The organism is Chitinophaga sp. 05T412, from assembly GCF_056396465.1.
In genome coordinates, this window is sequence record NZ_JBFTLN010000015.1 from 35883 (window position 1) to 59327 (window position 23445).

At 48.3% G+C, this 23445-nt stretch carries 15 protein-coding genes; 5 read left to right on the forward strand and 10 right to left on the reverse strand.

Annotation, left to right across the window (positions count from 1 at the left end; all coding sequences use genetic code 11):
• Positions 1-15: 15 nt before the first annotated feature.
• The 7 genes from AC1DFM_RS27175 to nirB form a co-directional block, all read right to left on the reverse strand.
• Complete coding sequence (locus tag AC1DFM_RS27175; protein WP_477079916.1) at positions 16-1176, reverse strand: MFS transporter; 1161 nt, start codon at positions 1174-1176, stop codon at positions 16-18.
• Positions 1177-1282: 106 nt separating this feature from the next.
• Entirely contained in the window at positions 1283-2737 is a 1455-nt protein-coding gene (locus tag AC1DFM_RS27180; protein ID WP_477079917.1) for a rubredoxin, read from the reverse strand.
• 3 nt (positions 2738-2740) lie between these two features.
• The gene (locus tag AC1DFM_RS27185) at positions 2741-6238 is read right to left on the reverse strand and encodes a molybdopterin-dependent oxidoreductase (RefSeq protein WP_477079918.1); all 3498 of its coding nucleotides are present in this window, start codon (positions 6236-6238) and stop codon (positions 2741-2743) included.
• Between the two features lie 24 nt (positions 6239-6262).
• Positions 6263-7555: an MFS transporter gene (locus AC1DFM_RS27190; RefSeq protein ID WP_477079919.1), complete on the reverse strand. Its 1293-nt coding sequence runs from the start codon at positions 7553-7555 to the stop codon at positions 6263-6265.
• 17 nt (positions 7556-7572) lie between these two features.
• Positions 7573-8901, reverse strand: coding sequence for an alginate export family protein (locus AC1DFM_RS27195; RefSeq protein WP_477079920.1), 1329 nt, complete (start codon positions 8899-8901; stop codon positions 7573-7575).
• Between the two features lie 73 nt (positions 8902-8974).
• Complete coding sequence (gene nirD / locus AC1DFM_RS27200; RefSeq protein ID WP_477079921.1) at positions 8975-9346, reverse strand: nitrite reductase small subunit NirD; 372 nt, start codon at positions 9344-9346, stop codon at positions 8975-8977.
• Positions 9347-9370: 24 nt separating this feature from the next.
• The gene (gene nirB, locus AC1DFM_RS27205; protein ID WP_477079922.1) at positions 9371-11869 is read right to left on the reverse strand and encodes a nitrite reductase large subunit NirB; all 2499 of its coding nucleotides are present in this window, start codon (positions 11867-11869) and stop codon (positions 9371-9373) included.
• A 186-nt stretch (positions 11870-12055) separates the two neighbouring features.
• On the opposite strand from nirB, the gene cobA reads away from it, so the two are divergent.
• Positions 12056-12847 carry a uroporphyrinogen-III C-methyltransferase gene (gene cobA / locus AC1DFM_RS27210; RefSeq protein ID WP_477079923.1) on the forward strand — a complete coding sequence of 264 codons (792 nt, stop codon included), beginning with the start codon at positions 12056-12058 and terminating at the stop codon, positions 12845-12847.
• The gene (locus tag AC1DFM_RS27215; RefSeq protein WP_477079924.1) at positions 12822-13511 is read left to right on the forward strand and encodes a Crp/Fnr family transcriptional regulator; all 690 of its coding nucleotides are present in this window, start codon (positions 12822-12824) and stop codon (positions 13509-13511) included. Before cobA ends, AC1DFM_RS27215 begins: the two co-directional genes overlap by 26 nt.
• On the opposite strand, the gene AC1DFM_RS27220 is transcribed toward AC1DFM_RS27215, so the two are convergent.
• Positions 13512-14180 (reverse strand): Crp/Fnr family transcriptional regulator, encoded by a 669-nt coding sequence (locus AC1DFM_RS27220; RefSeq protein WP_477079925.1) that lies wholly within the window; start codon positions 14178-14180, stop codon positions 13512-13514.
• Between the two features lie 111 nt (positions 14181-14291).
• Between AC1DFM_RS27220 and AC1DFM_RS27225 the strand changes: the two genes are divergently transcribed.
• Positions 14292-16094 (forward strand): chloride channel protein, encoded by a 1803-nt coding sequence (locus AC1DFM_RS27225; RefSeq protein WP_477079926.1) that lies wholly within the window; start codon positions 14292-14294, stop codon positions 16092-16094.
• 132 nt (positions 16095-16226) lie between these two features.
• Entirely contained in the window at positions 16227-17243 is a 1017-nt protein-coding gene (locus AC1DFM_RS27230) for an MBL fold metallo-hydrolase (RefSeq protein WP_477079927.1), read from the forward strand.
• A gap of 24 nt (positions 17244-17267) precedes the next feature.
• On the opposite strand, the gene AC1DFM_RS27235 is transcribed toward AC1DFM_RS27230, so the two are convergent.
• Positions 17268-18104, reverse strand: coding sequence for a class I SAM-dependent methyltransferase (locus AC1DFM_RS27235; RefSeq protein WP_477079928.1), 837 nt, complete (start codon positions 18102-18104; stop codon positions 17268-17270).
• A gap of 159 nt (positions 18105-18263) precedes the next feature.
• Here AC1DFM_RS27235 and acnA point away from each other — a divergent pair, with 159 nt between their 5' ends.
• Entirely contained in the window at positions 18264-20990 is a 2727-nt protein-coding gene (gene acnA / locus AC1DFM_RS27240) for an aconitate hydratase AcnA (protein ID WP_477079929.1), read from the forward strand.
• Positions 20991-21035: 45 nt separating this feature from the next.
• On the opposite strand, the gene AC1DFM_RS27245 is transcribed toward acnA, so the two are convergent.
• Positions 21036-23279 (reverse strand): monovalent cation:proton antiporter family protein, encoded by a 2244-nt coding sequence (locus tag AC1DFM_RS27245; protein ID WP_477079930.1) that lies wholly within the window; start codon positions 23277-23279, stop codon positions 21036-21038.
• Between the last annotated feature and the right edge of the window lie 166 nt (positions 23280-23445).

Genomic DNA, 23445 nt, shown 5'->3' on the forward strand with positions numbered 1-23445 from the left:
GTGGGGCCTTATATATTACGCTTCTTCTTTCAGCCCTCTTACCATCAGTACAATGAGCAGGCCGCAGATGGCCATAATACCAAACGATAAACGTAAGCTGGTAGCCTGTGCTACAAATCCAATCAGCGGTGGTACTACCAGAAAGCCCATATAGCCAATGGTAGAAATAGAAGCCAGCGTTTGGCCGCTATTCGTATTTTTTGATTTACCTGCCAGACTAAATACCAACGGTACCACGCAAGCCACGCCTAATCCGGTAGCAATGAACCCGATGCCCGCCGTTACCGGGTAGGGCAACAAAATGGCCAGCAATAGGCCACTGAGGATCAACCAGCCACTATATAACAAAATAGTTTTAATGCCCCATTTTTTTACGAGCTTATCACCGGCAAAACGCCCGGTGGTCATAGCTACCATGTAAATCACGAACGCCGCTACGGCTGTTGCTTTACCAGCGCCGACGACCTTTTGAAAATATAATCCACTCCAGTCGTACATGGTATTTTCTGTAGCCATACACGCAAAGCAGATCAGGGAATATTTCAGCAATGATTTATCCGGTAAGGAAAAGGCTGCACGTTTCACGGGATCTTTCACCGGTTGATCGGGAAAGGTTTTTGGGTAATAGTATACACAGAAGCCCAGCAACAATACGCTCACCAATAGCAGGTGATACGACGGCGCTATATTCATGGATACCATGAGTAAGCCTGTCAGTGCCCCCACAGAACCCGCCACGCTCCAGATACCATGAAAGGTAGTCATTATAGACCGGGAGTACAGGTGTTGCACGGCAACGGCCTGCGCATTCATGGATAAATTCAGCAAATTACGGGCGGAGCCAAAGCAGAATAGCAATAGCGCCAGTTGCCAGATGTTGGTGGTGAAGCCGGGTAAACTCAGCACCACATTAAATGCCATCGCACCAAACATCATAATCTTCCGGCTGCTGAAGTTGCCCAGCAGCTTGCCGGTAATGGGCATGGTAAGCATCAGTCCTATTGGGAGGGCAAACAATACAGCACCCAGCTGTGCTTCGTTTAAATGCAACTGCTGCTGTATAGAAGGAATCCTGGATGCCCAGGAAGAATAACCCAGTCCCGAAATAAAAAAGAATACAGAAGTGGCGATTCGGTATTGCCGTGCATCGGTTTCGTTGTGAATATCTGCTAACATGATCTGAGGATCACACCTTGTTGCGGCGTTGAAGTGCGCAAAATTAAATAATTTCAGGGAAAAAGCCGGCGTAGATTGTCCGGATGACACGAAACCTGCTGCAGTCCTAGCCCTCTGCCTGCAAGGTCAGGGCATTTACCTGCCGGAATTCCGTTAGAGGCGCCGCACATACGAAACATTCATAATCTGTGGGTAGCTCCTGCCATAAAGTACCGGCAGCCACATCTTGAGCGGGATCACCCACAGCTTCATCGTACACAGTAAAACAATGTGGACATTGATACACCATTTTGGCGGCTACCGGCAACGTAACGGTGGATTGCTGTTCGCTGACATAATGTTGCAGTACATTGGCCGCACTTTTTTGTTCATAAAACGCTTTGCACAGGGAAACGATGTAAGCTCCCAGCTGTTCTTTTGTTACGCCTTCGCGATATAGCAGCAGTTGGGCGGAATTAGCGTTGTAATCCGCCGTGTAGAGGATATCATACCGCTGCAGGTATTTTAATTTGCTCTGGTGTTTATTTTCTTTTTTGCGGATCACCACCGTACCAAAAAGACTGGCGGGGCGGTTCACTCTCACGCTGAAACACAGGCCATAGGTACGTACATCGGCGGTGTCGAAATACCGGATGATGTGCCGCTTTAACACAAGGCCATCTTCACAATTATCTTCTACCTGCCAGTTCAGTTCATTGGCAGCATGCCGCACATTGATACCGTGTTTACCCAGTACATAATCCCACAGACTGCGATGAGTGGCGTCAATGTTTTTAATAATGAGCGATTTCCAGGGCGTGGCATATAGTTGTCCGGTACGGGTTTCCAGGCAAATGGTACAAACTTCTTTGAGAAACGGAATGGGGAAGTCTTCATCACGGCGATAGATACCCAGCCAGTAACTGTTATTGTATTTATTGAACCCTTCGTAATAAGGTAAATGAAATGGCGGCAGATCGGGTTCCTGTTCTTTCGGACGGGAGATGTAGTTTAACGTTTGTTTTATCTCTCCATATAATTGTTCCGGCGTATATCCCTTGCTGAGGGCCGCTTCTGCCTGTTTGCTCACCGCCGCAATATTGTTGGTGTAAATCAGTTCCGGCCATGCAAATAACTGCTGACTACCCGGCATCCGAAGATATAAATACCAGTAGTGGGTATGGGAAGAAGTAATCCAGTTGATATGCCCGGTGAATAAAGGCACAAAGGTTTGCTGGCTATCACAGATATTTACCTTCAGCGTAGGCGCATAGTCAAAGAGATTAAACACATCTTTATAAATTCCCTCACTCAGCCAGCTATTTTGTATAAAGATATCTGCGGCAGGATAAGCGCTCATGATATTGGGTGTATCCGCAAACGTGAGCTGCTTTTCCCTAGACTGTGCTTTAAAGAACTCCAGGCTTTTGTCAGGAATATCTATCAGCAATTGCTGTCGCAGGCCAAAGCGGATATGCATGGCCTGTGCCGCTTCGGCAATGTCCAGTATTTCCAGTAGCCACCCCGGCGAAATAATACCACCGGTGAAATTGATGGTGAAAGTATGTGTTTGTTTTCCCATAGATTATGCCAATGCCGCCACATTTTTAGGTATCGATTTTTCCAGCAGTGCTTTTACTTCCGGTTTACAGCTGCCACAGCCCATACCTGCACCGGATGCGGCGCATAGCTGTTGCAGGTTATCACATCCGGCAGCAATTTTCTCCAGGATATTTCCTTCTCCCACATTCCCGCAGGAACAAACGAGTTTGCCAATAACGGGTGTGCCTTTTTTGCCGGAACGTAACAACTCCAGCCGCTTATCCGATAGTTCAATTTTTTGCTGGATAAGGTCCCTGAATTCTATAAACTCAGACTTGTCGCCTATCAGGATGGCGCCTACTAGTTTGTCCTGATGAATGATACACTTTTTGTAATAGCGTTTCGCTTTATCAATAAATACTACTTCTTCGTATGCCGGATCTTTCGGCGTTTCCACCATGCCCAGTGAGCAAAGATCGGTGCCGTGCATTTTGAGGATATTCATGAAAAGAGACCCCTGGTAATAGCTGCTGATGTCGCCGTTGAGATAGCTGGCTACTACTGCGGCCTGTTGCTCTGCTGCAGCAGTAATACCATACAGTGTTCCGTTGAAGGCCGCAATTTCTCCGATGGCATAAATATCCGGATCGCTGGTTTGCAGGTATTCATTCACCACTACACCGCGATTGCAATGTAGCTGTGCGGCCTGCGCCAGTTCTATATTTGGAACGGTGCCGATCGACATCACCACTGCCTGACAGGAAATATAAGCGCCGCTTTTCATGCGCAGCCCCTCCAGTTTATCCTGACCCAGGAAGCGATCAATTTCATCATTGTAATAAATCTCAATACCGCGGTCTGTCAGCTCTTCATAGAGCAGCTGGCCGCCGAGTGTATCCAGTTGCCGGTCCATGAGCCGGGAAGTACGCTGTATAACACCAACGTCTATATTAATTTCTTTGAGAGATGCCGCCAGCTCTATCCCTAATAATCCACCACCTACGATCATTACTTTGCCCTGGCCAGGCGCAATATGTTGTTTAAATGCGTCTGCATCCATGCGGGTACGCATCGTGAATATACCGGGGATGGGTGGTATATCCCGCAGTGTGGCAGCCCGGCTGCCGGTAGCCATCAGGAGGATATCATACGTATGTACGTTTCCGTTACTATCGGTCACGCATTTGCGGGAGCGGTCAATATGTAAAATGCTGACGCCTCTGTGTAGCGTAATGTTATACGCCGTTTCTTCTGCGCGGGTCATTTTAATCAGCTGTTTCCATTGCTGGGTGCCACTGATATAATCCGGTAGCATCACGCGGTTATAGAACGGCAAATCTTCTTTGCTGAACACCGTAATTTCATCCGTGGTATTCAGCTCGCGGTACGACTTTACAAAGCCACAGGCGCCGGCGCCAGCACCGACTACCACAATTTTTTGCACAGGTTTCCGGTAACGTTGTACCTGCACAGCGGAGTATTTAAAATCAGGTTGTTTGGAGATAGGGTCCAGTAGTTGATGAGTGAGGTTATTGGCGCGGTGCAAATCGTTTTGTAAAATTTTGCCCCAATGCATCGGCAAAAATACCACTCCTTTTTTGATGTTGTTACTCAGTTGCGCCTTTACTCTCACCTCTCCGTTTCCATTTTGCACCACAACAATATCATCTGCCTGTATGCCCCGCTGCCGGGCATCTTCCGGATGTATTTCGAGGAAGGAGGAAGCGATATGTTGTTTCAGTTTACTGACTTTGCCGGTTTTGCTCATGGTATGCCACTGATCACGAATGCGTCCGGTAGTAAGGATAAGTGGCAGGGCTTTGGTGGGCCTCACAGATTGATTGTGATCATCAAAACTATGTATTACTGCTTTGGCATCCGGTGTGTAAAACTGCTGATCTTCGAAAAGCCGTGCAGTCCCTTGTCCTTCGCGATAAGGCCATTGTACGCTCCGGCGCGCCTGCAGCTGCTCATAATCCAGTCCGCTGATATCTATGTTAGTCCCGGCGGTGAGGCGAACATGCTCCGCATAGATATCGGACATGCTCGTATAGTCGAAACCGTGATACCCCATTTTTTGTGCAAAACGACAAATGATTTCAGCATCCGGCAGCGCCTCACCAGGAGCATCCGTTAATTTGGTCAGATAGCTGATGCGGCGTTCGGCGTTGGTCATGGTGCCTTCTTTTTCTGTCCAGGCGGCAGCAGGCAGCACTACATCGGCATAGCGCAGGGTTTCCGGCTTATTGGAAATTTCCTGCACCACTACAAATTTGGTTTTCAATAATCCTGCTTCTGCGAAGCGTGCATCCGGTAGGCTTACCAAAGGATTGGTACACATGATCCAGATGGCTTTTAGCTTGCCCTCGTGCATGGCATTGAACATCTCTGTGGCTGTCAGGCCTGGTTTATCGGAGAGTTCGGCGCCGCCCCAGAATTCCTGTACCTCTTTGCGGTGTTGTGGATTACTGAGTACCCGGTGTGCGGGTAGAAGATTGGAAAGACCGCCTACTTCCCGGCCGCCCATGGCGTTGGGTTGTCCGGTTAAAGAGAATGGGCCGCTGCCTGGCTTACCGATATGCCCGGTGATGAGATGCAGATTAATCAGGCTCAGGTTTTTGTGAACGCCTACCACGCTTTGGTTGAGGCCCATGGTCCACATTGTCATAAAGCCCGTGGCATGGCCGATGTGCGCTGCTGCGGTATAGATATCTTCCGCATCGATACCACAGATAGCAGCGGCTTCCTCCACGCTTCGCTGCATCACGGCGTCTTTGTAGGCGGCGTAGCCGTTGGTATGCGCCTGTATAAAGCGACTGTCCGTATGCCCGGCCGTGATGAGTGCGTGTCCAATGGCATGATGCAATACGATGTCGGTGCCTGGATGTATCTGCAGGTGAAGATCGGCTATGGCACAGCTTTGTGTGATACGTGGATCGCTGACAATAATCTTTAGTGCCGGGTTGGCAGCTTTGGCGGCTTCCACTCTTCGCCATAAAATAGGATGGCACCAGGCGGGATTGGCGCCGGCTACAAAGATGCAGTCGGCGCGTTCTATATCGTCGTAAGTGCCTGGCACGGCGTCTTCCCCAAGAGCCATCTTATACGCGGCCACGGCGCTGCTCATGCACAGGCGCGAATTGGTGTCGATATTATTGCTGCCAATAAATCCTTTGATGAGTTTATTGACCACGTAATATTCTTCCGTGAGGCATTGCCCGGATGCATAAAAGGCTACGGCATCCGGGCCATGTTTTTTGATGATGGCAGCAAAAACGGCGGCGGTTCTTTCCAATGCCTGATCCCAGGTAACCCGTTGCCGGGGCAGGTTACGATGGTAACGCATTTCCGGATAGAGCAACCTGTCTGAGGTATCCATGACGGTATAATGCAGGTTCATGCCTTTGGAACAAAGCATGCCTTTATTTACCGGGTGTGTTTTGTCTCCTTCCACATGCAGCTTGCCCTGCCGGTCTTTATGTACAACTATCCCGCAGCCTACGCCACAGTAACAGCAGGTGGTTTTAAATGATGCTTGCATGCCGGAAGTTTTTGTCGTTAAATATTACGAAACCGCGATAGGAGTTCCTGCCGTTGCTTTGGTAGTGCTGGCGCCCAACCGGGTGAACCTCGTCAATACCACGATGCAGGATACTCCGATTACAATAAACCCGATATACGTGAACGCCTGTACGTAAGTAATGCTGTCGGATTTAAATAAGAAGCCAAACAACATACCGCCCATGTTCCCTCCTGCGCCCACAATGCCGCTCACCAGCCCTGCATTTTTTTCATTCAGGAATGGTACAATACCATACGTAGCCCCATTGGCCATTTTCAGGAACAGCGCAAAACTCAGCATCGCAATGATGGCTACCACCAATGATCCTGCCTGTGCAAATAGTAACAGCCCAATACCTTCTGCCAGCAGCATCAGTGCCAGCAACCGGCCCTTGCCTTTCATTCCTGATCTGGCGCCTACCCGGTCGGAAATATAGCCACCTAGTGCCCGGGCAAAAAGATTCATGAATCCGAAAATGCCCGCCCAGAATCCGGCGCTTCCCTGCGACAAATGAAACGTATCTACGAAATGTAAGGATGCCACATTGTCGAACGTGATTTCCATGCCGAAGCACATGCCGTAAGCCAATGTCAGCGCCCAGATGCGCCAGTCGGCCAATACAGACCAATCTGTTTTGGAATTGTTTTTATGATATCCCAACTCATCAAAGTTGCCGTTGGGCGTGTCTTTGGTATAACGATAATACAGCCAGGCTACTATCAGCATCATCGTACCCGGCACGATCATGGCATAACGCCAGGCTTCTCCTTTGGTGTAGCCAAACCCTACTATTGCCGCAAAAATCAGTGGCATCACCATGTTGGTAACACCGCCTCCCAGATTGCCCCATCCGCCGGTGATGGCGTTGGCAGTGCCTTTGATGGCAGGCGCAAACATCAGTGAGGTGTGGAACTGCGTAATTACAAAAGAACCGCCTATCACGCTGATGGCTAAACGAAACAGTAGAAACGAGGTGTAGTCTTTCGAAAGTCCCACGAGAAAAACAGGGAGTGAACCCACCAGCAACAGCCGCACGGCTGTTTTGCGGGGCCCCCAGGTATCACAAAGCCGCCCAATCACCAATCGGGCAATGATGGTACCGGATACGGAGGCAATGATGATATTGCCGATCTGTGATTTGTTGAGTCCCAGGTCGGTGCGGATGGTAGGCATCAGCGGCGCTAATCCAAACCAGCCAAAGAAGCAGACGAAGAACATGAGCCACGTGATATGGAACGTGCGCATCTGTATGGTATCAAGACTAAAGAGTTTTATTTTATCGAGCGGAGCAAGCATGGTAAGTCGTTTATAGGTTATTTAATGGACCATTCAGGGCGGATGTTAATGGACAAATACGCCCAATTACTGTTAGCAGCTGGATTTTTAACGTTTTTCACACTGGCCGAGGTAAGTGTGTTCGTATTCCAGAAGTGACTGTAGCCGGCTTCCAGGCCCACCATTTTGGTAAGCGTATAATTGGCGGTGATGTCTGCTTCTGTTCCCAATTGTTTAGTCATTCCGGTGACCCCTGCTGCGGTATAAAATTCATGCACATCTCCGGTGAATGCCCAGCGGGTGCCCGGTTGCCACTTGGTTTTAACGTAGTAATCCTGTAGTCCTTTGTTACCAAATCCGCTGGCCACATAGAAGTAGTCCATGTTTCCCCAGAACTTATGGGGTGTGCCATACAACGGATCAAAGTCGGGGCTGGTATAGTCAGCACCAGCGCCTGCACTGAAAGATTTGCGCACGCTATATAAAAAGGAACCGGATAATAACGTGCCATTAACCGTTTGTCCGTTGCCGTTAGTGCCGAATTGCTGATAGGCAGCGGCGGTAAAACTGATGCGCCGGATGGCCTGTGTGTAAAACAAGCCCGTTGTCATGCGACTATAGGTACCGGTTTCCCATACTTTGGTGGCCACGTGTTCGATACTGTCGATATGATATTTTGAAAACTGATCCGCCAGAAAGAGAAAGGATAAATTTCCTTTGGTGAGCTTCCTTGATGCATATACATACTCCAGGCTTTTATACATGTTGCCGCCGTTGGTGTTAGCGGGATAATTACCGGGTGGAGTAGGGGTATAAACAGTACTGCTGGCGTTTTCTTTATTCTGGTTAAACGCAGCGCCGGCATGTAGTGTCCAGTGATTGTTGTTATATTTCAATACGGCGGCATCGTGCCGGCGGCCTTGTTGCAGCCAGTCGAGGTTGCCGAGCAGGCGGCTGTCGTCATATACCAGTTCCTGGCGGCCTATTTTGAGCGATAGCCGGCTGTTTTTAATGATGGTGTCTGTGAGCAGTATTTCGGCCCAGGCTTCATGCAGCATAAACCCGTTGTTATCGGGTGTAGTGGTGCGGTTAATGGTGGAGGCGTCCTGTCCCCATACGCGTACATCCTGCACCGTTAGTCCCAGTTGAATGCGGTACGAGTTGAAGCCGGCCATGATGCGGGTGCGCTGGGAAGTAAAGAAGGCTGGGTCGGCGCCCAGTGTTTGCGGGGCGCCTTGTCCGTTGCGTAGTTCGGTACGGGTTCTGAGTTGTGCGCCGATATTGAATTGGGCGTTACCGTACTGCGACAGCAGCAGGCCCGGGAGTATCACAGATACCCTGGCGGAGAACCATTTTTTCGTGTACATTTGGTTGATTTTTAGTGAGCCAATCATGTAAGAATCAGAAGCCCGGTCAGCCTGCCAGCTGCCGGGTTTCGCTTTATACGGCTGCTGTTGCCATTTCCACACCAATGTATACCCGGTCGTCTATGATTTTTACGGGATAGGTGGTGATACCGCATTCTGTATCGTCCGACAGGCAACGGCCGTCTTTCAGGGAGAATGTTTTTTTGTGAAAGGGACAGGCTACTTTAGGCTCATCTTTGACGGTGCCGGTCATACCGCGACTCAGCGCCATTTGCTGACGGTGTGGGCACAGGTTCTGCGTGGCATACCATTCATTTCTGCGGGCAAAGTAAAAGAGGGCAATTTGTTCATCTTTGTACTTTACGCATACGCCGCCATTGGTGGGTACATCCGATGTTTTACAAGCAAAGAACCAGCTGGTAGCGGTGGTGTGAATCGTAGACATAGCAGTATATTTTTGTGTGAAATATTATTTCCATTCGGCGGCTTTCTTTTGCGCGCGCATGGCTTCAAATTTTATCGTAGGATCTTTATCTGCCGGCGCATTGACGAAGTGGGAGAAGCGCTTGCGTAATTCCGGATTTTCCACTACTTCCTTCCATTCGCATTTGTAGTTGTCTACCAGCAGCTGCATTTCTGTTTCCAGTTGAGTCGCAATACCCAGGCTGTCATTTAATACTACGTTGCGGAGGTAATCCATGCCGCCGTCGAGTTTATTGAGCCAGGTAGCGGTGCGGGTGAGCGGATCAGCTGTTTTGATATAGAACATCAGGAAGCGATCGATGTAACGGATGCAGGTATCGCTATCCACATCGGTGGCCAGTAGTTGGGCATGTTGAGGTTTGGAGCCGCCATTGCCGCATACATAAAGGTTCCAGCCTTTTTCAGTAGCAATGATGCCGAAGTCTTTCGATTGTGCTTCGGCGCATTCGCGGATACAACCGGATACGGCGGATTTGATTTTATGTGGTGCGCGGAGTCCACGGTAACGTTCTTCTATACGGATGGCAAAGCTAACGCTGTCGTGTAATCCAAAACGGCACCAGGTGGAGCCTACGCAGCTTTTCACGGTACGTAATGCTTTTCCGTAGGCATGTCCGCTTTCGAATCCGGCAGCAATCAGTTCTGCCCAAATGTCCGGGAGGTCGCTCAGATGGGCGCCGAATAAGTCGATCCGCTGTCCGCCGGTAATTTTCGTATAGAGGTTATATTTAGTACCTATCTCCCCAATTACCACCAGTTTTTCCGGTGTAATTTCTCCGCCGGGAATGCGTGGTACAACGGAGTAAGTGCCTCCTTTCTGTATGTTGGCGAGGTAGCGATCGTTGGAGTCTTGTGCCGTATCGTTGCCTTTGTCGAGGATCATATCATTCCAGAGACTGGCCAGTATAGAGGCTATTACAGGTTTACATATTTCGCAGCCTTCTCCTTCGCCGTAGTGGTCGAGTACTTCATCGAAGGAGCGGAGTGATTTTACGCGGATGAGGTCCAGCATTTCCTGGCGGGAGTAGGCGAAGTGTTCACATACCACGTTGCGGATATATTTGCCTTGCGCTTTCATGGTGGCAGTGATGAGGTCCTTTACCATAGGTGTGCAGCCGCCGCAGCAGGTGCCGGCTTTGGTGCATTTTTTCACGGTTTCCAATGTCTCATAGCCATCAGTAACGGCCTGGCAAATGCTGCCTTTGCTAACGCTTTCACAACTGCAGATGATGGCTTCATCGGGGAGGGCAGTAACGCCGGCGCCGGTATCGGAGGTGCCGCGTGGACTGCCCAGCAGTAAGTCTTCCGGGTTAGCCGGCAACGCCAGTTTATTTTTAGTGGTTTGGAGTAGCAGGTTATAGGCGGTGGCATCGCCGATGAGGATGCCACCTAGCAGGAACTGGCCATCTGTAGTAATATTGATGCGTTTATACGTGCCTTTGTATTTGTCTTCAAAAACAATACTATGGCAGCTTTCCGGGTCGGCAAACGGATCGCCGAAGCTGGCTACATCTACGCCGATCAGTTTGAGTTTGGTGCTCATATCAAATCCGGTAAAGGCTTTGATGTCGCCGGTGATATGGGAAGCGGCTACTTCGGCCATTTCATAACCGGGAGCTACCAGGCCGTAGATCATGTTGTTATACAGCGCGCATTCACCGATGGCGTAGATAGCGGGATCGTTGGTTTGCATTTGTTCGTTGACGAGGATGCCGCCTCTTGGGCCGGTAAGCAGACCGGCGGCTTTAGCTACCTCGTCGCGTGGTTTGATACCGGCAGATACCACCAGTATATCTGTCTCTAAAATAGTATCATCGGCAAACTGTAAGCCGGTGATGGCGTCATCGCCCAGTATTTCGCGGGTGTTTTTGCCAGTGAGTACCTGTAAACCGAGGGAGGCCAGTTTGGTTTGCAGGATGGCGGAACCCTGTTCATCAATTTGGCGGGGCATGAGACGGGAAGAGAATTCAATCACATGTGTGTGGCGGATGCCGAGGTCCAGCAGGGCTTTGGCGGCTTCCAGTCCTAAGAGTCCGCCGCCAATTACTGCGCCGCGCGTAGATTTGGGGGCGTAGGCTTTCATCATTTCCAGGTCTTCGATGGTGCGGTAAATGAATACGCCTTTTTTATCAATGCCTGGTACAGGCGGCACAAAAGCAGCTGATCCCGTGGCGATCACCAGGTAATCGTAAGTAGTGGTGATACCTTTGTGAGATAATACCGTTTTATTTTCCCGGTCTATTTGTACCACCGGATCACCGAGGTGCAGTTGTATGCCTTGCTGGGCGTACCATTCAGCGGATGCAAGTAGGAGGTCGTTGGCAGTTTTACCATCAAACCAGGAGGTAAGGTGTACGCGATCGTAGGCGGGGCGGAGTTCTTCTCCAAATACAATCAGTTCCGTAACGGTGCCGGCCGATTTGGGGATCATTTTTTCGCAAAATTTATAGCCCACCATACCGTTTCCAATAACTACTATTCTCATGGAAGTATATTTATGGATCAGAAAAAGTTAAATTATATTATAATTAATTTAATATAATGTTATTTCGCGTTTTGGAGATGATTTATGAGGTAGGTGTATGATGTTGATTATAAAATTAAGCGTTTTTGTTTTAATTTTAAGCATGATGATCGGTTAAAACATTATATAAATTTAATTGTAATATATATGCAAGTGCCAAATCCCACCTTATCTTTAGTCGGCGCAGGACCCGGAGATCCTGAAATGATTACCCTGAAAGCGATTAATACTATCCGGGAAGCCAACGTGATATTATATGATGCATTGGTGAATGAATCATTATTGACCTATGCAGCACCCACGGCTATTACCCGGTTTGTAGGAAAGCGCTATGGTTGCCATGCACTTTCCCAGCAGGAGATCAACCAACTGATCGTAGAAATGGCCTTCCAACATGGGCATGTAGTACGATTGAAAGGGGGCGACCCTTTTATATTTGGGAGGGCAGTAGAAGAAATACAGGCGGCGAAGCAACACGGCATCCCGGTAAATATCATTCCAGGCATATCCAGCGCTATTGCCGTACCAGCTTCGCAAATGATACCGCTTACCTGTAGAGGTACTGCTGAAAGCTTTTGGGTCATTACCGGCACTACTGCTGCGGGTGATATTTCGGGAGATATTGCACTGGCTGCCCGTTCTACCGCTACGGTAGTCATTTTGATGGCCATGAGCAAACTGGAAGGTATCATGGAGCAATTTGTGCAACAAGGAAAAAGAGATACACCGGTAGCTATTATTCAGGAAGGGACTACACCCCGGCAACGCATGATAACCGGCACCGTAAAGGATATTGTATGGAGAGCGCAGGGGGAAGGGATCGGAAATCCCGCTGTTATCGTAGTAGGAGCAGTAGTGGCCTTATCCGCTGTACTGGCGGCGACCGGGCAATTACAACATAATGATGTAACATATGAAGAAAGACAAACAGGGCTGTGATGGCAATACCTGCCTGCTTTGCAGGTTGTGTGTGAAAGAATGGGCGCCGGCAGTCGCGTTGCACCGGAAAAACTTTATGCTGAATAAAGGAGAAACCTTGTTTACCGAAGGAGATAAAGTAAATGGCATTTATTTTATTTACGAAGGCCGCATGAAAGTGCATAAACACTGGGGACCAGAAAAAGAACTGATTGTTCGTTTTGCACAAACAGGCGATATCATTGGGCATCGCGGCATGGGGAGTGAACAGGTGTACCCCGTGTCTGCCACTGCGCTGGAGCCGGTAAAAGTTTGTTTTATAGAGATGGATTTTTTTCAATCATCTCTCAAAATAAATCATGCCCTGTTATATGAACTCATGCTGTTTTATGCACAGGAATTACAATCCTCCGAAAAGCATATGCGCAACCTCGCGCACATGAATGTTAAAGGTCGTATGGCCAATGCCTTCCTGCTGCTGCAGCAAAAGTTCGGATTTAACAAAGATGGATTTATTGATATTGCGCTGAGTAAACAAGACCTGGCTTCTTATATTGGCGCTACTTATGAAACGACTTTCAGGGTCTTGAATGAATTGATAGAAGAGCGACTGGTGGCCGTTGCCGGAAAAAATTACACCATATTGAACGAGGACAAACTAAGATTACTGACAGCCATTAACTGATTACCCTACATATTTCTTCAACTTCTTCTCATTTAAAATATGAATGGTTTTGCCGTCTACAGCAATTAATTTCTCCTGTATAAAGTCCTGCAGATTGCGGTAAATAGTTTCGTAAGTAGTGCCGGCAAACGAAGCCAGATCCTGGCGGCTGATCGCGAATTGTGTATCATTATGCAGGCGGCCTATTTCCAGCAAAGCATCTGCCAGCCGGCTTTTTACATCCATGTGCACGAGGTTGCGCATCTTTCTCTCTGCTTCCTGTAATTCATCCGCATAAAATTGCATCAGCTTTAAGGTAAGCGAAGGATTTACTTTCAAAGATGCTTCAAAAAAGGCGAGGTCAGTATAACAAACGGTCGTGTCTTCCAATGCCGTAGCAGATACGGTGTACAGACGCTCTCCACTCCCCAGGCCACGATGCCCGAGAATATCACCTTTCTGCGCAAAACGAACAATCAAATCTTTATCCGTTCCCCATTGTTTATGCACTTTTACTTTGCCGTCATACAGGAAAAAGATGCCCTTTACAGGTTGCCCTTCCTGAAAAATGACTTCATTCTTTTTATAAGAAAGATGCTGTTTGTGATCCGATACCGCCGCTATCCACTCCGGAATGCTGAACTGGCAAAGAAAACAGGTTTTTAAATCGCAGGCCCCGGCTTTTTTCATGATTGCAATAGTAATGTTTTTTTGTGTTTTTGAAAGAAAAAATAGGTTTTAATATGATTTAGATCATATTTTTGCATTGTTTTTCACTTTAGGGTTGTCATTAAACATTGTATGAATCATAAAAAAGAACAAAAGTTTGCCGGAAATATGTCCCGGCGAGTATTTTACCTCAGTATGCAGGCAGGCATCAATGCCATCGCAATAGGCTTTGTAGCCAAGGGATTGGTAATGCTGATCAGCCTCATCACCAACCTTTCCTTTCACGGTAAATTTTCTTTTGAAGAAGCCGGGCCAGCAGGTAACAACCTGGGGCTGATGGTAATACTGGTACCTATCATTGGTAGTCTCATTGTAGGCGTCATGGCGCGTTTCGGCAGCAAAGCCATTCGCGGTCATGGTATTCCCGAAGCCATGGAGAATATTATCTTAAATGAAAGTAAAATACCACCTGTCATCACCTTACTCAAGCCAATATCTGCCGCCATCTCTATTGGTACGGGTGGTCCTTTTGGTGCGGAAGGCCCTATCATCGCCACTGGTGGCGCCCTCGGTTCCTTTACCGGACAGGTGATTCATATTTCTTCTGCCGAAAGAAAAGTATTGCTGGCTGCCGGTGCTTGTGCCGGTATGGCCGCCATTTTCGGTAGCCCGCTGGCCGCTATTTTGCTGGCAATTGAATTGCTGTTGTTTGAATTTTCTCCCCGCTCTGTCATCCCCGTTGCAATTGGTTGTATCGTAGGCGCCGGTATGCACATCGGATTATTCGATAGTCACCCCGTTTTTGCAATGCCCGATATTCCCGCCGTATCAGACCGTGCACTGGTTACCTATGTACTGATGGGTGCCGTTATCGGCGTAGTAGCCGCTTACGTATCAAAATCCGTCTATTTTGTGGAAGATATGTTCGAAAAGCTGCCTATTCACTGGATGTGGTGGCCGGCATTAGGAGCGGTAGTGGTCGGCGTAGTAGGTTATTATGCACCACATACCATGGGGGTGGGCTATGATAATATCAAGAACCTGTTAACCGGTAATACGCCACTGGCATTGGTGGTATCACTGTGTGTGCTCAAATATATTTCCTGGGTTATCTCTCTGGGTAGCGGTACTTCCGGTGGTACACTGGCGCCGTTATTCACCATCGGCGGTGCTTTAGGCGCATTGACGGGTATGCTCGTGCTGAAGTTCTTCCCCGGCAGCGATATTAATATTGCCACTGCCGCACTGATCGGTATGGCTGCCATGTTTGCCGGCGCTTCCCGCGCATTGCTGACGGCTATTGTGTTTTCACTGGAAACAACCGGGCAGCCACATGGTCTGTTACCATTAGTAGGCGCTTGTACGACTGCTTATTTTGTGTCCTTCTTCCTGATGAAGGGAAGTATTATGACCGAAAAAATCCGTCGCAGAGGCGTAGCCGCCCCCGATGAATATACACCGGATATCCTGCAACTGATCAATGTAGCCACCGTAGCGCTGAAGCCACTGGTAACGCTGCGGAGTAACATGACGCTGGCGCAGGCGCATCACCTGCTGCAACAACACGCCGCTACCTATTATCATCAGTACCTGCTGGTAACAGATGATAACGGCGACTTCAAAGGCTATCTCGACCGCGCACATTTGTCGCCACAAGGCACTGGTATTATTTCAGCCGCCCTGGAATCAGCAGCGCCCTATCTCTATACATCAGATGATATTAACCTGGTCACCGAGTTATTGAACAGCTATCCGCCAGATGTACTGGCTGTGCTGGACGCAGATAAAAAAGTAACCGGCATCGTTACCGCAGATGCGGTATTAAAGGCTTATGGCGAACGTCGCAGAGCCGATGCCCGGTACCATTCTGCATTTTATGGGAACACCCGTTTGCTGCGGCTCATGGCCAGAGGCAAAAGAATCCTGGTACGTTAGGACATGTTTTTTTTGAGATAGGTTGAATGCAGAGGCCCGCTGTTAAGCGGGCTTTTTTTATACAATATATTCTCCCGCTATTCGTCTTCGCTATAAGAACGTTTTTTATAAAACACTTCTTAACTTTAATACATGCAGCGCAAATCACCTTCTATAAAGGAAAGAATACAACAATCGGAGAACTTCCGGGACGGCGTATTTCAAAATCTATCCTTCACCCCCATGAAGCCGGATGATGTTACCTACTACCAGATGTTGAAAGAAACCTTTCAGCGCCCGGCAGATGTAAGACCGCCAGCGCCACTGCCGTCTGTGAAAACAGACCTGAAACATTTGTATTCAGAAAAACCGGTGATAGTATGGTTCGGGCATTCGTCTTATTTGCTCCATGTAAAGGGTTTCAATATCCTCGTAGATCCGGTGTTTAGTGGCAGCGCTTCCCCGATGTCTTTCATGATCAAAGCTTTCCCCGGAGCAGATGCCTATACGCCTGCTGATATGCCGGAGATAGATGCGATGATTATCACGCATAATCATTATGATCATCTCGATAAAAAAACACTGGCCCGGTTAAAACCTCATACCAAAAGGATTTTCACCTCTCTGGGAGTGGGCCGGGACCTGCAATCCTGCCTGGCTACCGAAAATAATATCACGGAACTGGATTGGTGGGAAACCACACATATCGCTCCGGAAATTGATCTAACAGCTACGCCTGCACGACATTTCTCTGGCCGTGGATTGAAGAGAGGAGGAAGCTTCTGGTCTTCCTTCGTACTGGATATCTTCGGCTACCGGATTTTAATTGGCGGAGACTCTGGTTATGATACCCATTTCAAAGCCATCGGTGATAAATACGGTCCTTTTGACCTGGTGATACTGGAGTGTGGGCAGTACAACGATAACTGGCCGTTTATCCACATGAAGCCGGAAGAAACTGTGCAGGCAGCCATTGATCTGCAGGCTAAGGTATTGTTGCCGGTACACTGGGCTAAATTTGCACTGGCGAATCACTCCTGGAATGATTCCGCCAAACGGGTAACTGCCAGCGCCATCCAGCGCGGCCTGCCCGTTACAACGCCGAAAATAGGAGCGCCAGTGGTGCTTGGAGAGCATTTACCACAGGAGCATTGGTGGGAAAGTGTCTAGCTGTTAAGAATGATGAGTGGGTAGTTACAAGCTAAAGCTCAACATCTCTACTACGCCTTCGCCGGGAGCATGAAACATCCGATTGCGCCCGGTAATTTTTCTTTCTGTTTCACACAAGGGTTCCAGATTTTCCAGGGTAGCATCCAGCTGATAAATAATGCCGGCCATGTCGGCGTGACTGTTCACGTTTAAATGCGTGTTCACATAGGATTCCAGTATCCGGATAACGCCCTGGTGCGTAGGAAGAAACGCAGCTGGTACATCTTCTTCCGATAACGAATAATCCAGCATCGCCAGATTTCTTCTGGTAGGCGTTTTAAACAGTTTCATGGTTTTAATAAACGCGTCGTTACTGATGTAATGAAGTAGTCCTTCGAAAACAATGGTGGCCGGTAACTCTTCCCGGTAGCCATTTTCCAGCAGTTTACCCCACAGCTGCTCTGTATCAGTCACATCACATTTTGAAAACCGGATCAGTGGTTCACCGGGAATAATGCCGGCATAGAGTTGTTGTTTTTCTGCGATGTAGCCGTTGTCTACTTCTATAATGGTGGTAATCTGTTTGGGATATTTTTCCAGGAGATATAAAGAAAGCGGGTCCAAACCTGATCCCAGCAGGATGACCTGTTGTCCCGGCCAGTGAGTAATCCTTTCATGCAGCATGGCACGGATACACTGTTTGCGCAAACAAACCAGGTCAATAACGAGGGGATAATGCCGTTTCAGTTCGTAAAAAAGGCGGCTGGTTTCACTGAAGTCGATGGCTTCAATATAGCGCTGTTGCAGGGGAGAGGTGTAGAGTTGCATGGCTGCTTCCAGCACGAGGCGGGAAGTCGAGGGGACTTTTAATTGCTGGGTCATTTTGAGGGGTATTTACATTAAAGCTAGGAAGCGGGAGTGCATGGCCATTGCAGGGTTATTTTAATATTAAAGCAGCGTAAAAGGTTCATAATAAGGTATATTTATACAACAAAACCTTTGGGTCATTGTTTCCTTAATGTCGTTAACTAATCATTTATTATGGAGCCTCGTATCGCATCACTCAGCAAGTTGGAACAGGAAGGCCGCCGAATTTCCCGTCTCCCTTTTTCCATCAGGATCTTATTAGAAAATGTATTACGGAACCACGATAACTTCGCGATCACCGATGAACACCTGGAAACGTTGGTGAATTGGGACCCCGCTGGCACCGATAAAGAAATACCGTTTAAGCCGGCAAGGGTACTGATGCAGGATTTCACCGGCGTAGCTGCTGTGGTGGATATTGCTTCTATCCGCGCAGAAGTGATCCGCAAAGGCCGGGATGGCGCCAAAATTAATCCGGCGATACCAGTAGACCTGGTAGTGGACCATTCCGTGCAGGTCGACTTTTTCGGCACCGATTACTCCTATACAAAAAATGTTGCCTATGAATATGAGCGTAACAAAGAGCGGTATCAGCTGCTTAAATGGGCGCAACAGGCTTTCGATAATTTTACCGTGGTACCTCCGGGGATGGGTATTTGTCACCAGGTAAACCTGGAATACCTGGCCAAGGGCGTTATTAACCGCGATGGCTGGCTGTTTCCCGATACACTGGTAGGAACGGACTCTCATACGCCGATGGTAAACGGTATTGGCGTATTAGGCTGGGGCGTAGGTGGCATTGAAGCAGAAGCGGCTATCCTGGGACAGCCGATTTATTTTAGCTGTCCGCAAGTGATTGGGTTAAAGTTAACCGGTCGGCTTACCGAAGGAGTTACCGCCACGGATATGGTGCTGGCCATCACACAGCTGCTGCGTAGATACGGGGTGGTAGACAAATTTGTAGAAGTTTTCGGCGATGGACTGGATCAATTGTCGGTGCCGGATAGGGCTACTATATCCAATATGTCGCCCGAATTTGGCTGTACTGTTACCTATTTCCCGATCGATCAGCAAACCTTGCAGTACATGCACCGCACCAACCGCTCCAAGGAGGACATCGCGCAAGTGGAAGCATATTGCCGGGAAAACATGTTGTGGCGGCATGGGAATGAGGACATCACGTATACGGATATACTGGAAGTGGATCTGAGTGGTATTCAATCGGCGGTAGCGGGTCCTAAGCGGCCGCAGGACCGTATCCTCGTCAGAGACCTGCACAATGAATTTGAATCCCTGCTCAGCAAAGAGTTTAAACGGATGTATACGCCGGAGGGCAAGCGCCGCGATACAGCGTGGTTATCAGAGGGTGGTTCCGGTACCGCATTTACCTACGAAATCCAAAAGCCGGTAGAAGAAGTAGCCGTAGAAGTAGATTACCTCAAATCGGTGCGTATTAAATTGAAAAATGAAGAATATGTGCTGAGTGATGGGGCAATTACCATTGCTGCTATTACCAGCTGTACCAATACTTCTAATCCCAGCGTAATGATAGGTGCCGGGCTGGTGGCTAAAAAAGCGATTAGTCGCGGTTTATATGTAAAGCCCTGGGTGAAAACCAGCCTGGCGCCAGGTTCCAGGGTAGTTACAGAATATCTGAAACGGGCAGGCCTGTTGACGGAATTGGAGGCGCTGCGCTTTCATATCGTAGGTTACGGCTGTACTTCGTGTATTGGTAACAGTGGTCCTTTACCGCCAGCTATTGCGGAAGCAGTAGATAAGGGCAATCTGGTGGTAGCGTCTGTGCTGTCGGGCAACCGTAACTTTGAAGCCCGCGTGCATCCGCAGGTAAAAATGAACTTCCTGGCTTCGCCATTACTGGTAGTGGCCTACGCTATTGCCGGGCGTATTGATGTGGATATGCTTACTGATCCGCTGGGATATGACCCCAACGGAGAACCGGTGTATCTCCGCGACATCTGGCCTTCTCAGGAAGAAATCAATGAAGCCGTAGCCGCAGCAGTCAAGCAGGAAGATTTTGAGCGCGTGTATAAAGTAATATTTGATGGAGATGATCAGTGGCGTGGGCTGCTGGCACCTTCCGGAAAGGATTATCATTGGAGCAACGACTCTACTTATATCCGGGAAGCACCGTTTTTTAACGGGCTCCCAGAGCAACCGGCGGCGCTGGAAGATATCAAAGATGCCCGCGTATTGCTGAAGCTGGGCGACTCGGTTACCACGGATCATATTTCACCTGCCGGATCTTTCAAGGCAGATACGCCTGCCGGCAAATACCTGCTGGATCATGGTATTGATCCCCGGTTATTTAACTCTTATGGTTCCCGCCGGGGTAATCATGAGGTGATGATACGCGGAACTTTCGCCAATGTGCGTATTAAAAATGAATTATCGCCGAAAGAGGGCGGATTTACTACGGTGATTCCTTCTGGCATGGTGATGCCTATTTTTGACGCGGCCATGCAATATGCGACCAATAAGGTGCCGTTAATCATATTGGCGGGCAAGGAATATGGCAGCGGATCTTCCCGCGACTGGGCCGCCAAGGGGACCAATCTCCTGGGGGTGAAAGCGGTGATTGCAGAAAGTTATGAACGTATACATCGTAGTAACCTGGTAGGAATGGGTGTGTTGCCATTGCAATATGCGGATGGAGAAAATGCGGAGACTTTGCAGCTGTCCGGTACAGAATCCTTTACCATCACTGGCGTGTCTACCGCACTTGTTCCTGGAAAAATGTTAAGTGTAACAGCAGTGCGGGCATCCGGTGATCCGGTTACGTTTAGTGTAAAATGTAAATTGAATTCAGCGATAGAAATTGAGTATTACCGGCATGGTGGTATTCTGCAGTATGTGCTGAGGGCTTTCCTGGAGAAGGCTTGAGGTGATAGCTGTGTGGGCAGTATTTGACTGCCCACACTGTATTTGTTATGATTTACTTCTTGAGAATTCCAGTATTTTTTTGCGGTTGCCTACCAGCCACACCACATCTTCCCATTCAAACACCGTTTCTGAAGCGGGGTTCAGGATTTTCTCTCCACCACGGGCAATACCTACTACCAGGGCTTTGGTTTTTTCGCGGATGCCGGAATCGCGGATGGTCTGGCCTTTGAGGCCGTTGTGTTCATCTACCACCAGGCTGGTTAAGCCAATGTTTTCATCTGCTACATCATCACTCCTTTCAATATTCAGGGTATTGACAACCCGGTTAAATTCTTCCAGTTGTGCTTCTGTACCGATGGCGGTGAGAATATCATGTGGGAATAATTTTTCATCGCGGGTAGGTGCATAGATAGTTACATTCCCTCTTTTGATAGCACCGATATTGATACCATATTTCTCCCGCAGTTGTAAATTCACCAGTGGTGTATCCACCAGGCTTGACCATGGGTCTATTTCTATTTCAGATACCTGTGCATCCCAGGGCAGCAGGTCGGCGGCAGCACTTTTATTTGCGGCGGCATCTGCGGTTTCGCGGGCATTCAGATTAGCCAGGAAGCGGCGTTCAATACGGTTATAGTATTTCTGTAATTGTGAACGGAGCATGATCAGTACACAAGCCATCACGATGGCGGTACCGGCCAACGCCTGCCAGAAGGGGAAGTATTGATTGACCAGGAATCCTACCAGCAGCACCGCTACGATGTTACGAACAACTTCCACTACTACCAGCGGACCATGATTGTATTTGGAGTCGAGCCACAGGGCTTTGTAGGAATTACTGGAGATCTTCTGGATCATCAGTGCCCAGATAAACGGCGACATCATGACAATACCAATGGCCACACAGAGCAATCGTACACCAAAGGAGTAGCCCAGATATTTGATCACAAAAGGACCGATATAATAGGTGTTCAGCAGGATAATAGCCAGTATGATCACCGTGTTCAGTATAATTACTTTTACATAACTGCGTAGTACAATGCGCCAGTCGCTTTCCGCTTGTAAGGTTTGTGAGCTGGCACTATACCGGTTCAGGGCATTCAACCAGCGTGCGGGAATAATTTTTTCCAGCCAGTTGTATAAGGGCACAGAAAACTTGATCATGTATGGTGTAGTAAACGTAGTAATAGCGGATACGCCTACTGCTACAGGGAACAGGAATTCACTCGTTACCCCAAGGGTAACGCCCAATGTAGCAATGATGAAGGCAAATTCACCCACCTGCGCCATGCTCATACCTACTTGTACGGCCTGTTTCAGTGGCTGACCGGATAACAGGGCACCAATGGTGGTACTGAGAAATTTACCGGTTAAGGTTAATAAGGTAATCCATAATACGGGCCATCTGTATTCCACAATCATTTCCGGGTTAATGAGCATACCAACGGATACAAAGAAGATGGCGCCGAACAGATCTTTTACGGGTTGTATCAGGTGTTCTACTTTTTCGGAAGAAGTGGTTTCTGCGATGATAGAACCCATGATGAAGGCGCCAAGTTCCGCAGAGAAACCTACTTTGGTGGCCAGAATCACCATGCCCAAACAAAGGGCTATACTCAGTATTAGCAGGGTTTCGCCATTCATGTACTTTTCCATTTTGCGGAGAAAAGTAGGGAGTAGGAAGATGCCTGCCAGGAACCAGATGGCGAGGAAGAACATCAGTTTGGCAATGGTAAATAACATTTCAGTGCCTTCAAACTGCCGGCTTACCGCCATGGTAGATAAGAGCACCATCATGAGGATCACTACAATATCTTCTATCACCAATACACCGAATACAATTTTGGTAAAGGGTTTTTTCTTGATGCCCAATTCTTCAAAGGCGCGTATAATGATGGTGGTAGAGGAGCTGGCGAGCAAACCGCCGAGGAAAAGGCTGTCCATGAAACCCCAGCCCATCAGCTGACCGGTAAAATAACCGGCTATGGTAATACAGGCAATTTCAACAAATGCAGTGATGGTGGCGGTGCCTCCTACGCGCATCAGTTTTTTGAAACTGAATTCGAGTCCTAATGAAAACAAAAGAAATATTACGCCGATTTCGGACCATGTTTTAATGCCCGCTGCATCGGCGATGGTAGGAAATAAATTAAAGTTCGGGCCTACTAAAAAGCCCGCGATGATATACCCTAGCACCATCGGCTGCTTCAGCCGCCGGAATAATAAAGTAATAACGCCTGCCGCTCCTAGAATTAATGCCAGGTCAATGATCAATGATGGTAGATGCATACAGTAAAAATCGATTTAAGGTTCGTGTGTTGTACATTTATGGCGATGAGAAATCAGCGCACATATGTGTCAGATGCCAGTTTCCGGATCTTTGAATATCGCTAATATATCATTTTTCCTGCGGAGGAGCAAGATAAAGTTTGAGGGGAGCCGGCAATAATGGTAG

Coding starts and splice junctions, on each gene's coding strand:
- AC1DFM_RS27175 (WP_477079916.1), bottom strand. CDS start 1,176: ATGTTAGCAGATATTCACAACGAAACCGATGCACGGCAATACCGAATC.
- AC1DFM_RS27180 (WP_477079917.1), bottom strand. CDS start 2,737: ATGGGAAAACAAACACATACTTTCACCATCAATTTCACCGGTGGTATT.
- AC1DFM_RS27185 (WP_477079918.1), bottom strand. CDS start 6,238: ATGCAAGCATCATTTAAAACCACCTGCTGTTACTGTGGCGTAGGCTGC.
- AC1DFM_RS27190 (WP_477079919.1), bottom strand. CDS start 7,555: ATGCTTGCTCCGCTCGATAAAATAAAACTCTTTAGTCTTGATACCATA.
- AC1DFM_RS27195 (WP_477079920.1), bottom strand. CDS start 8,901: ATGTACACGAAAAAATGGTTCTCCGCCAGGGTATCTGTGATACTCCCG.
- nirD (WP_477079921.1), bottom strand. CDS start 9,346: ATGTCTACGATTCACACCACCGCTACCAGCTGGTTCTTTGCTTGTAAA.
- nirB (WP_477079922.1), bottom strand. CDS start 11,869: ATGAGAATAGTAGTTATTGGAAACGGTATGGTGGGCTATAAATTTTGC.
- cobA (WP_477079923.1), top strand. CDS start 12,056: ATGCAAGTGCCAAATCCCACCTTATCTTTAGTCGGCGCAGGACCCGGA.
- AC1DFM_RS27215 (WP_477079924.1), top strand. CDS start 12,822: ATGAAGAAAGACAAACAGGGCTGTGATGGCAATACCTGCCTGCTTTGC.
- AC1DFM_RS27220 (WP_477079925.1), bottom strand. CDS start 14,180: ATGAAAAAAGCCGGGGCCTGCGATTTAAAAACCTGTTTTCTTTGCCAG.
- AC1DFM_RS27225 (WP_477079926.1), top strand. CDS start 14,292: ATGAATCATAAAAAAGAACAAAAGTTTGCCGGAAATATGTCCCGGCGA.
- AC1DFM_RS27230 (WP_477079927.1), top strand. CDS start 16,227: ATGCAGCGCAAATCACCTTCTATAAAGGAAAGAATACAACAATCGGAG.
- AC1DFM_RS27235 (WP_477079928.1), bottom strand. CDS start 18,104: ATGACCCAGCAATTAAAAGTCCCCTCGACTTCCCGCCTCGTGCTGGAA.
- acnA (WP_477079929.1), top strand. CDS start 18,264: ATGGAGCCTCGTATCGCATCACTCAGCAAGTTGGAACAGGAAGGCCGC.
- AC1DFM_RS27245 (WP_477079930.1), bottom strand. CDS start 23,279: ATGCATCTACCATCATTGATCATTGACCTGGCATTAATTCTAGGAGCG.